The 11,636-nt window shown below is 34.9% G+C and carries 6 protein-coding genes and 1 tRNA gene; 6 read left to right on the plus strand and 1 reads right to left on the minus strand.

Annotation, left to right across the window (positions count from 1 at the left end):
- The first annotated feature begins 458 nt into the window (after positions 1–458).
- A complete protein-coding gene (locus tag H6F39_RS21250) occupies positions 459–4,316 on the plus strand; it encodes an N-6 DNA methylase (RefSeq protein ID WP_190397240.1) in 3,858 nt (1,285 codons plus the stop codon).
- Between the two features lie 62 nt (positions 4,317–4,378).
- Positions 4,379–6,106, plus strand: coding sequence for an NFACT family protein (locus tag H6F39_RS19285; protein WP_190397241.1), 1,728 nt, complete (start codon positions 4,379–4,381; stop codon positions 6,104–6,106).
- A gap of 247 nt (positions 6,107–6,353) precedes the next feature.
- Here H6F39_RS19285 and H6F39_RS19290 read toward each other — a convergent pair whose 3' ends face one another.
- The gene (locus H6F39_RS19290; RefSeq protein WP_190397242.1) at positions 6,354–7,949 is read right to left on the minus strand and encodes an iron uptake porin; all 1,596 of its coding nucleotides are present in this window, start codon (positions 7,947–7,949) and stop codon (positions 6,354–6,356) included.
- Between the two features lie 312 nt (positions 7,950–8,261).
- Between H6F39_RS19290 and H6F39_RS19295 the strand changes: the two genes are divergently transcribed.
- From H6F39_RS19295 to H6F39_RS19310, 4 genes are all read left to right on the plus strand, one after another.
- Positions 8,262–9,251 (plus strand): metal ABC transporter solute-binding protein, Zn/Mn family, encoded by a 990-nt coding sequence (locus tag H6F39_RS19295; RefSeq protein WP_190397243.1) that lies wholly within the window; start codon positions 8,262–8,264, stop codon positions 9,249–9,251.
- A 172-nt stretch (positions 9,252–9,423) separates the two neighbouring features.
- Complete coding sequence (locus H6F39_RS19300) at positions 9,424–10,212, plus strand: metal ABC transporter ATP-binding protein (protein WP_199290997.1); 789 nt, start codon at positions 9,424–9,426, stop codon at positions 10,210–10,212.
- A gap of 71 nt (positions 10,213–10,283) precedes the next feature.
- The gene (locus H6F39_RS19305) at positions 10,284–11,114 is read left to right on the plus strand and encodes a metal ABC transporter permease (RefSeq protein WP_137909466.1); all 831 of its coding nucleotides are present in this window, start codon (positions 10,284–10,286) and stop codon (positions 11,112–11,114) included.
- 78 nt (positions 11,115–11,192) lie between these two features.
- Positions 11,193–11,265 (plus strand) — tRNA-Phe (locus H6F39_RS19310).
- The last annotated feature ends 371 nt before the right edge of the window (positions 11,266–11,636 follow it).

An 11,636-nucleotide genomic window follows, 5' to 3' on the forward strand; every position in this document is an offset into this window, starting at 1 on the left:
GGCATCTTGCCCGCACAAGGTGTAATATATAGTGTAATATATATATTATATAGAATTGCGCAGTTTTCGATATTCACAAAGTACAGATATTAATGATAAAACTCTTGTGGTGCAGGCATCTTGCCTGCACAAGGTGTAATATATAGTGTAGTATATATATTTATTATATAGAATTGCGCAGTTCCCGATATTCACAAAGTACAGATATTAATGATAAAACTCTTGTGGTGCGGGCATCTTGCCCGCACAAGGTGTAATATATAGTGTAGTATATATATTATATAGAATTGCGCAGTTTTCGATATTCACAAAGTACAGATATTAATGATAAAACTCTTGTGGTGCGGGCATCTTGCCCGCACAAGGTGTAATATATAGTGTAATATATATATTTATTATATAGGATTGCTATGTAATCAGTTATTTTAGCCAAAAATAAATCAAAAGGGAAATTAAATGTGTCTACATTAAATCAATTTCAAAGTGAATTTTTCAATATTTTCAATAATCAGAACTTTTATGAAGGCAAAACTTATTTAGAATATATTGCCGAACCCCAAACTAATGATGAAGATAATATTGTTGATACTAAAATAGTTTTACCATTGCTGCTTGCTTTAGGTTTTGATTCAGGAGATATCGCTAAAAATACCACAACCAATGGCAAAGATAGCAGTCGTCCAGATTTTCAAATTAAATTAGCAAGTGGTAATATTCGCTGTTTTTTAGTAGAAGATAAACATACTGCCTATAATATTCAAAAATCTGAACCTTTACAACAACTAATAAGTTATGCACCCAGTCGCGGTTATGATTTAGGATTACTTTGTAATGGTAAATTATTATTAGGTTGGGATATTTCTGAGCCTAATTCTCCCAGTCCGGTTTTACATTTGGATCTTGAGCAAATTGTCCAAACTTATCATGATCATGGTGGTATTTCTGGCTTAAATAATGCCCAAATTCAAGATTTAAAAACTTTATATAGACGATTTAATAAACTCAATTTTGAAAATATTGAAAGTTTAATTCAAGATATTGGTAAACCAGAGAATGAATGGTTAAATAATGCCAAATCTCAGGTTAATACTCCTAATTTTGATGAATTACTAATTTTAGATATTAAAGCCGCAATTCTCCTGTTAGAAGAAGATGTTTTATATCAATTACAATTATTACTAGAAGAATATGATCAATATTGTCAAAATAAATATTTGCCTAATATTCATGCAACTGAACAAAATTATCAAGAGACAGCAACTAAAATTTTAGATCGTCTGAGAAATCAGATTTTAAATTATTTACGTGCTTATGGAGTATTAGAAGTTGAGGAATTTTCCGAAATTGTAGAAAAATTGCTTGAATTTGCCGATAAATCTCAAGGTTCAATTCAAGAATTAGAACAAATATTTTTAAATAAATTAATCAATGCTCAAGCTAAAAAAATAGCACAGAAAAATCAAAATTCTCCTAAAAATATAGAAGGTATAAAAGGAGTACAATTAGATTTAATTCCTACGATTTCAGAAACCAAAAAACAAGAACTAGGAATTAAAGTCACAGAAGAAAAGAAAATTACTAAACTTGATCCAAAATTAATTGAATTATTACGAGAATATGAAAGAATTGTATTTGATTGGAAAGACTGGCAAGCAAAGCAAAATTTAACTTATGATACCGCAATTAAAACCCATCAATATTTTATATCTTGGCGTAATTTAGTTAGTAAAACCATTTTACAAGGTGCAAATGAAGATAAATTAAAAACTGAATTTGCTAGACAAACTGCTTATGTTTATGTCATTCGTCTTTTAATGGTAAGAATTTGTGAAGATAAAAAATTAATTAATCGTAAATTTTCCAATGGAGGGTTTAAATATTGGAAGGAAGAAGTCGAACCAAGATATTTAGATCTAGCGCAAGGAATGTCTATGGATTATCTTTTAGAAATGTCCTATCGTTCTGCTCAAAATATCTATGCTCATTTCTTCAATAGTGCGGATTTATTTAATTGGTATCGCATTAATTCTAATACTTTAATTAAGGTTTTACATATTCTTAATCGCTTTAATTTACAAGAAATTGATAGCGATATTATTGGGATGGTTTATGGTAGATATGTAGAAGAAGGAAAACATGAACAAGGTAGATATTTTACACCTAAAGAAGTTGTAGAATATATTTTAGATGCTATTGGGTATAAATCCGATAATCCTGATATTCGTGATCAAAAATTATTAGACCCCGCAGGAGGTTCTGGTAGTTTTTTAGTTCATGCTGCACGTCGTTTAATTAATTCCTATCGTTCTCGGAAAACTAATACTATTCCTGTGGAATATGTTCCTGCGATTATTCAACAAGTGAAAGATTGTTTATTTTGTTTAGATATTAATCCTTTTGCTTGTTATTTAGCTGAAACTAATTTATTAATTCAAGTGGTTGATTTACTCCAACAAGCGAAGGAAGCAGGTAAGTTACAAGAATGTACCATAGATAGATTTAATGTATATAATACGGATTCTTTGTTATTACCAAAATCACAAGAAATTAGAACTCCTTTACTTAATCCTATTTTAGATTTAGAACTTTCTACTGTTGCCCAAATTAAAACTAAAACGGGTAAATTTATTGATGGTTTTGATTTTGTCGTGGGCAACCCTCCTTATGTAAAAGCTGATGAACCTGGAGCAGATATTTATCGTCGAGAAATTGAAAATTCTGGAAGATTTACCACACTTCATGAAAAATGGGATCTGTTTGTGCCATTTGTGGAACTTGCTTGTCAAGCTACTAAGGATTTAGGTAAAATTGGCTTAATTGTTTCTAGGGGTATTCAAACTAATAATTATGCGGAATTACTCCGAGAATATATTGCTGAAAATCTGACTATTAAACAAGTAGATTTTTTTAATAATGTGAAAATTTTCTCTGATGCTGTTGTTAACAATACTATTTTTATTTTAGAAAATATTGTTCCAGAAAATAATTATCAAGTAAAAAGATTTCTCCACAATGGGTTATTTACAGAAATTCAAGAAATTGATCCTTTGAATCAATATGAATATAAAGGTAAGGTTTTTAGACAGTTTGTAGTTAATGATAATTTTGCAGACGTTACTTATTTAGAAGATATTTGTTATTGCACTGTAGGAATGGTTTTAAATGCTGATGAAACAAAAGTTAAAGGAGCATTTAAAAAAGATGTTCTTTTAAGTTCACAACTAGATAAGATTCATTCTAAAAAATATATTGATGGAGAAAATATTATTAGAGAACTAGCAATTGATAATATTCGTTACTTGGAATGGGATACGGAAAGAGTTCCTGGACAAATTCGTAGAGCAACAATTCCTGAATTATATAATTATCCTAAAATCCTGTTTGGGATGACTTCATTTCCTACCTATGATCGAGGAATAATAGCAGGAGATGGGTTTTATGTTCCTGATAGTGTGAGAATTTGTGTCAGATGGGATGATGTTTATAAAGTTAAACGTTTAGAGAAAGAAAAAAGACAAATGTATGAACTTTCTAAAAAACGTCAAAAACTTCTGGGAGATGGAAAAGGTAAGAAATTACAAATTTATCAATATGCAGAAGAAAAACTAGAAATAGCCAAAAAATTTGATTTAAGATATATTGCTGCTATTCTTGCTTCTAGTTTTGGGAAACGCTTTTTACTATTGAATAACCGTGATGAAAATATTATGACTGTTAATAGTGAAACTCAAATAGCTAAGAGTAGAATATATCCTGATGATTTAAAGGAATTTCCTATTAAAAATATTTCTTTAACAGCACAACAACCATTTATTAATGGTGTCAATAATTTAATAACATGGAATTGGCAGTTATATGAATTAACACAATTAGGACATAAAATTAAGTTTGATTATAGTGATAATAAACCCATAGTTGAAGTGAATTTTTTACAAGTTTTTGAAAATCTCAATTTACCTTGTTGGAATTTTTTAAACGCTGAACCACACAGATTTGAAATTATTGGATCACGTGATCAACCAATCACTAAAATTAAAATCAAAGATGATAAAATTTTTAATGGTCGTCAAGAGTTAATCTTTTCGGAAAGTACAATTGTTTTACAATTCCTGCAAATTTATCTACAACAGTATGAAAAACGGGGTTTAACTTGGACTAATTTAATCCAAGAAGGTAAAATACCTAAAACAGATGTAGATATTCAGAAAATATTTGCTGAATGCACTCGGTTAAAAACGGAAATATGTGATACAATCACAAATATTAGTTCAATTTATAGAGAATTAGATAAAATGGTGAATGATCTATATAATTAGTATAATTAGCTCTTAAAATTAACCAACCTAACCAACCTAAATTATAAAAGAGATTAATTGTTTTGCAACCCCTTGATTTTACAGCTTTAACCGCTGCTTGTAGCGAAATTCGCACTAACTGGCTACCTGCACGCACAGAACAAGTATATCAGCGCGATCGCTTTACCATTGCGATCGCTTTACGAACCTTAAAACATCGGGGTTGGTTAGATATTTCTTGGCATCCCCAAGCCGCTCATATTTGTATTAGCGAACCACCACCACGACATCCAGATACTTTTACATTTAGTCAGCAGCTAAGACATCAATTAGGTGGGTTGGCCTTAGTGGCAATTGAGGCTATTTCTCCGTGGGAGAGGGTAATTGATTTACAATTTGCCCCTCGTCCAGGAGAAAGTGCGCTTTATCACCTCTATGCTGAAATTATGGGTAAGTATAGCAATGTAATTTTAACTGATGCTAGTAACGAAATTATCACTGCTGCCCATCAAGTTAGTCAACAACAATCTAGTGTGCGTCCCATTCAAACGGGACAAAATTACGAAAAACCGCCAAAATTGACGGGAAAAACCCCCAACTTAACCGAATCTCTAGAACGCTGGCAAGAACGGGTAAGTTTAGTACCAGGGGAAATTAAGCGCCAATTACTTAAAAGTTATAGTGGTTTAAGTTCGGCTTTATTAGAGACAATGTTACTAAATGCTCAGATTTTACCTGATAAAAATACCGACGTATTAACCCCTAAAGATTGGCAAAATTTATTTGAATGTTGGCAAGAATGGTTACAAGCTTTAGAATCAGGGCAATTTAAACCGGCTTGGACAAAAACCGGGTATACAGTTATGGGTTGGGGTGCAGTCAAACCCACAAAGAGTATTCAAGAGTTACTTTACCGTTATTATTCTGATCATCTGAATCAACAGTTATTTGTGCAACTGCGACATCAGTTAGTTCAGAAATTAGCGCATATTCTAGCCAAATTACGTATTAAAGCACAGACTTTTAGCGATCGCTTGCAACAATCAGACCAAGCGGAAGAATATCGGCAAAAAGCCGATTTATTAATGGCAAACCTGCATCAATGGCAACCAGGAATGCAGAATATAATCTTACCAGACTTTGAAACAGAAAAGCCTATACTAATTGCTCTTTTACCAGATAAGAACGCTGTTCAAAATGCCCAAAAACTTTACAAACAGCATCAGAAGTTAAAACGCGCCCGTGGGGCTGTCGAACCGCTGTTATTTGCAGTGCAAACAGAAATTGATTATTTAGAACAAGTAGAAGCCGCAATTTCTCAGATAGATAACTACCAGAACCCAGAAGATTTACAGGCGTTAGAAGAAATCCGCGACGAACTAATTGAACAAAAATACTTAGAAGACCTAGAATACCGCAGCCGTAACAGCAACGACACCCCCGGTACTAATTTTCATCGTTACCGCAGTCCCAGTGGCTTTGAAATCCTTATTGGTCGGAATAACGTTCAAAATGACCAATTGACATTCCGTGTCGCTGGAGACTATGATTTATGGTTTCACGCCCAAGAAATTCCGGGTAGTCATGTGCTTTTGCGTCTAGAACCGGGTACAATTGCCGAAGAAGCTGATTTACAATTTACCGCCAACTTAGCCGCTTACTTCAGCCGAGCCCGTCAAAGTGACCAAGTACCAGTAGTGTACACCCAACCCAAGCACGTCTACAAACCCAAAGGAACTAAACCAGGACTGGTAGTTTATAAACACGAAACAATTATTTGGGGAAAACCGCAAGTATTAGTCAGTGGTTAGTTATTAGCAGGTTATTAACCTCCTCTTCTTTCCGCAAATAGAAAGTCTATTCACCCACAGACAGATATTTTTTCAGATATTTTCATCAAAAATTTGTACTGGCTGTTACAATCTTGTTAAGAAAAGTTGCCCGTTGAGTTTTAGGAACGCGCAATTTGGTTTTGACTCTACTAAGAAGACAACACGAACAACGTTTTTTTTGCAGACCAGCCTGTGGGAGGGCTGGTCTTTTTGTTGACGTGGAAGCTTAGAAACTGAAAGTAGTTCTTAAAGCACCAATGACCACACTATCATTATCCTTATCCTTATTGTGATCTGGGGCTGTTAACCAAATTACAGCAGGAGTAATGGTGATATTGTCGCTAACTTTATATTGATAAAATCCTTCAATATGATAAGAGGTATTTGGGTCTTTTGTTACTCCAGCAGCAGTAGCAGTAGAATTTGTCACCTTTGGTTCCATACCAACTATAACACCAGCCAAGTTACCTTTTTTACCCAAATCTGGTAAGCCTAAAGTAACAGCATAGTTCCAAATTTCCGCCTTTCCCTTAGTACCTGTCAAGACTTGACTATTGGTATATCCAGCCCAACCACCGACAACAAGTTTATTGCCAATACCTAAAGATGTTTGTACACCATAGGAATTACTGGAAAATTTTTCGCCACCAAAGTCAGAGGTCGCGTTATTACTACCTGTAACGAGTGGTTGGTTATAGGAATTGATATAAGTCAAACCAAGAGCAGTACGACTACTGGGCTTTACAGTTAACTGGGCTAAAGCACCGTAGGGACCATTAAACAAACCATTTTCAGGGGTGGGTTGATTAGCATTAGGAGTCAAATAGCCTAAACTGAGGGCTAATTTCTTACCAAACTGATGATTAATTCCTAGTCCTGTACCACTTAGTTGACCATAAATTGCGTTTCTTGTGCCAAAAGTTGACAAAGCCCCAAAAGAAGCATCACCATCAAAAAGGTTAACTGTATTGGTAAGATCATCTGCTGCCCCTCCAGTAGCAATGAGTTTTGCTTGTGTATTTTTGCCAAGAGGAAAGGTATAGGATAAAGTTGCTAGTCCAAAATTATTACTGGGACTACCACTAGCAAAAAACAAGTTTCCTTCTGGAGTCTGAATATCGGGACTCTTGATATTATTGCTTTCTAACCTCGTCAGCAGTGTATCTTGTCCTGTAAAGCTGCTGACAAAATCCAGTCTGGTTCTGGCCCCTAAAGTGGTATTTTTATCAGGAATATCCGCACCATTAACCTTTTTACCGGAGACAACATCACTAACAACTGCTACAACCTGTCCCTGTAGCTTGGTGGTAGTTGAAAATTGATTAGCTTCCAATTCAGTGGTTTTCGCTTCTACAGTGTCTACACGCCCTTTTAAGGTGGCCAGTTCTGAGGAAAAGTCCCTTTGTAACTTTTGGATTGTTGCTAAATCTTGCTTTGATACTAAATCACTGGTAGCAGTGGCAATTAGTTCATTTACTCGATCTAAACAAGCATTTAAACCTGCTGCAAACTCATATCGTGATAACGCTCTATTACCACGGTAGGTATTATTAGGATAACCTGCGGCACATCCGTAGCGTTCTACTAATGATTGTAACGCTTGAAACGCCCAATCATTAGGTTGCACATCGGATAATTGAGATACGGAGGTAACTTGTGACATCACCTCTTGTTGATTGTTTTTATTCAATTGTTGGGAATTAGTATCAGCCTGGAGTTGATTATTTGCTGGTATTTCCTCAGCCCATGCCCCAGAACTTAAGCATAGTATAGCACTGATGACAGCGGAACTAGCTAGTAAATATGTTGAGAACTTTTGCATTTTTCTTCACACCCGTTTTTGCAGTAGATGATGCTATACCTGATCTAAAAGTAGCATAGCTATCAATAATTCTTGTCAATATACTAACATTTAACAGTTCCATGTAGATTTTCTAACCCAGGAAAGTTAAGAAATCTTTATGAAATGGGAAAATTAAAATCCGACTACACAGCAGTATTACCTCAAATGCCAAAAAAGTTTGTAATTCTTGATACGATAATCATGTTTTTTACTAGTTACTTATCAATTTTGTGAGAATGAATCTCATTATAAGATACAATGCCAATGAAGTTTTATGATCAACCATAAACTATGAAGAGTCCTAGACAAGTCGCAGCAAATATCAGAAAAAGAAATTTCTTACCCATAATTGCGTTGGTAATGTTATCAGCAATTTATGGATGCAATACTACTAATAGTAGTAAAATTGTTAATGAAGAAGCAACACCAGCACAAAAACTACCAAAGACTAAAGTAGTTACAACATTCTTACCTGTTTATTTATTTACTAAAGCGGTAACTGGAGATGTAGCAGAAGTAGATATTCTAGTCCAACCTGGTACGGAAGTACACGAATATCAAGGAACACCAGGAAATGTAAAAGCGATCGCTACAGCCAATGTAGTGATAAAAAATGGTTTAGGGTTGGAAGAATTTCTGTCTGATACAATTAAAAATGCCGGAAATTCCCAATTAGTAGAAATTGATGTGAGTAAAGGTATTGAACCTATTAATAAAATTTCCCCGATAGATAAGACAGTGGGAGGAGAAGATGATCATGATCATGAACACAGATTTGGAAATCCCCATATTTGGTTAGATCCAGTTTTAGCAAAACAGCAAATCATCAATATTCGAGATGGTTTAATTATGGCAGATCCAGGGAATAAAGCCAATTACCAAACTAATGCAGCGACATATATCCAGAAACTAGATAGTTTAAATAATGAATTTCAACAGACTCTGAAAAAAACACCAAACTGCACTTTTATAACTTTTCATGATGCTTTTCCCTACCTTGCGAAACGCTATAACCTGAAACAAGTAGCAGTAGTAGAAATTCCCGAAAAGCAACTTTCACCCACAGATGTCCAAAAAGTAGTGAATACAGTTAAAAAATACAAAACTAAAGCCTTATTTAGTGAACCCGGTTTAGATAACAAATTACTGACAAGTATTTCCCAAGATTTGCAGTTAACTGTGAGGACATTAGATTCTTTAGAAACTGGTGATACCAATCCAGATTATTATTTTAAAGCTATGAAAACTAATTTGCAAAGTTTAGCTTCTGGGTGCAAGTAATGATTATCTAATCATTAGAGGTTGTTGGAAAAGCCATAAAATTTATAAATAAAACCCTCTCCTCTTAGGGGGTTAAGTATTAAGGCTTTTGGGGTTTTAGAAAATACTTCTCAAACATCCTCTGAGGGTTTTAGTAATGCTAAACCCATGAATAAATCAAATCCTAACTGACATGATCAACAAACAAACAGAAATTACATTACCAATATTAAAAGTTTCCGGTTTAACAGTCTACCAAGGTAAATATCTAGCTGTGCGAGATGTTTCTTTTGAATTATTACCAGGAACAGATACAGCTATAGTTGGTCCAAATGGTGCAGGAAAAAGCACTTTAATCAAAGCTATTTTAGATTTAATTCCCAGAAGTGCAGGGACAATTGAAGTTTTCGGTCGGCCAATTTCTAGATTAGGAAATTTGCGTAATTTTTTGGGTTATATGCCACAAAACTTTATTTTTGATCGCAGTTTTCCCATTTCCGTTAGTGAATTAGTAGCTTTGGGAATAGGTGACAGAAAAAACTCATTTTTTTCATCTTTCTCATTTTGGCAAACAAAGCGAGAAACATTAGCAGCAGTTACAGCAGCTTTACATCGTACTGATGCCTATCGCTTACGCAATCAAGCTATTGGAACACTTAGCGGTGGTCAACTTAAACGAGTATTATTGGCCTATTGTTTAGTAAGTCCGCGCAAACTGTTAGTATTAGATGAAGCTTTTGCAGGGGTAGATGTTCAAGGGACAACAGATTTTTATGCGTTATTAAATGAATTAAAACGAGAAGAAAATTGGACAGTGTTGCAAGTTTCCCATGATATTGATATGGTAAGCCGTCATTGCGATCGCGTCATCTGTCTGAATCAAACTCTTGTTTGTTCTGGTAAACCAGAAATAGCCCTTTCTCCGCAAAATCTCTTAGCTACCTATGGTCCAGGTTTTAGTCGTTATGAACATCATCATTAAGTGAGGTAATGGGTAATGGGTAATGGGTAATGGGTAATAGGTAATAGGTAATAGGTAATGGGTAATGGGTAATGGGTAATTATCATGATTTCGTGAATTTATTGCAATTTCCTTTTATGCAGCGTGCCATTATTGGTGCTGTATTAATGGGAATATTGGGCGGTTTATTAGGTAGTTTTGTGACTTTACGTCAATTGTCTTTTTTTAGTCATGCTGTTGGTCATGCAGCCTTAGTAGGTGTAGCATTAGGCGTGTTACTCAATACTAATCCTACTTGGATGTTACTACCCTTTACTTTAATTTTCGGGGTTTTTGTTCTTTATTTGATTGACAAAACAGATTTAGCCAGTGATAGTGTTCTCAGTATAGTCCTATCTGGAGCATTAGCGATCGGTGTCATCCTCACCAGTTTTATTAGAGGATATCGCGGTAACTTAATGGGTGTCTTATTTGGCGATATTTTAGCCATAGATCACACAGATTTAATTTTAACGCTGCTGGTACTCGTCTCTAGTAGTGTTTTTCTATTATCAACGCTACAACAACAAATATTATTAACTCTCAATCCCGATGTTGCCCAAGTACAAGGAGTACCTGTGCAAATTTATCGTTATGGATTCGTTATTTTACTTTCCCTTGCCGTAGCCGTAGCGATTAAAGCTGTTGGTGTTCTGCTCGTGAATGCGTTTTTAGTGATTCCCGCGGCTACAGCCAAACTCATGAGTCACCATTTCAGCCGTTTTCTGATTCTATCGGTGGTTGTCGGCTCTAGCAGTAGTATCGCGGGAATGATGGTTTCTGGCTTGTTTAATCTGGCTTCTGGACCGAGTATTGTCTTTGTGCAGTTTCTCTTATTTGTGGTTGTGTTTACCTGGGTTAAATTGACAATCAAAAGCAGTTAAAAATTTTTTTGTAAAACCCCTTGACTAATCTTTTTCCCTATGCTAAAGTTAGTAAACGTGGTCAGTAATAAAGCCCACGCCGGGATAGCTCAGTTGGTAGAGCAGAGGACTGAAAATCCTCGTGTCACGAGTTCAAGTCTCGTTCCTGGCATTCAATCAAATTAACACCAACACAACTGCGCCAATTTTTGTAGATCCTACAGAAACATCATCAGAGCTAAAGGACTGACTATAAACCTCGTAAATATATCGTAAATATAATACAGCATTTTCCGATATTATGAAGTACAGATATTAATCATAAAACTCTTGTGGTGCGGGCATCTTGCCCGCATAAATTCTACCTCACTCAATACAGCATTTTCCGATCTTATAAAGTACAGACATTAATCATAAAACTCTTGTGGTGCGGGCATCTTGCCCGCATAAAGTGTACCTCACTCAATACAGCATTTTCCGATCTTATAAAGTACAGACATTAATCATAAAACTCTTGTGGTGCGGGCATCTTGCCCGCATAAA

Source organism: Dolichospermum sp. FACHB-1250, from assembly GCF_014696335.1.
GTDB classification, from domain to species: Bacteria; Cyanobacteriota; Cyanobacteriia; order Cyanobacteriales; family Nostocaceae; genus Dolichospermum; species Dolichospermum planctonicum.

What these genes read in the sequence shown, in the direction of transcription:
- H6F39_RS19290 (WP_190397242.1), bottom strand. Translation starts at nt 7,949, where the DNA reads ATGCAAAAGTTCTCAACATATTTACTAGCTAGTTCCGCTGTCATCAGT.
- H6F39_RS19295 (WP_190397243.1), top strand. Translation starts at nt 8,262, where the DNA reads ATGAAGAGTCCTAGACAAGTCGCAGCAAATATCAGAAAAAGAAATTTC.
- H6F39_RS19300 (WP_199290997.1), top strand. Translation starts at nt 9,424, where the DNA reads ATGATCAACAAACAAACAGAAATTACATTACCAATATTAAAAGTTTCC.
- H6F39_RS19305 (WP_137909466.1), top strand. Translation starts at nt 10,284, where the DNA reads ATGGGTAATTATCATGATTTCGTGAATTTATTGCAATTTCCTTTTATG.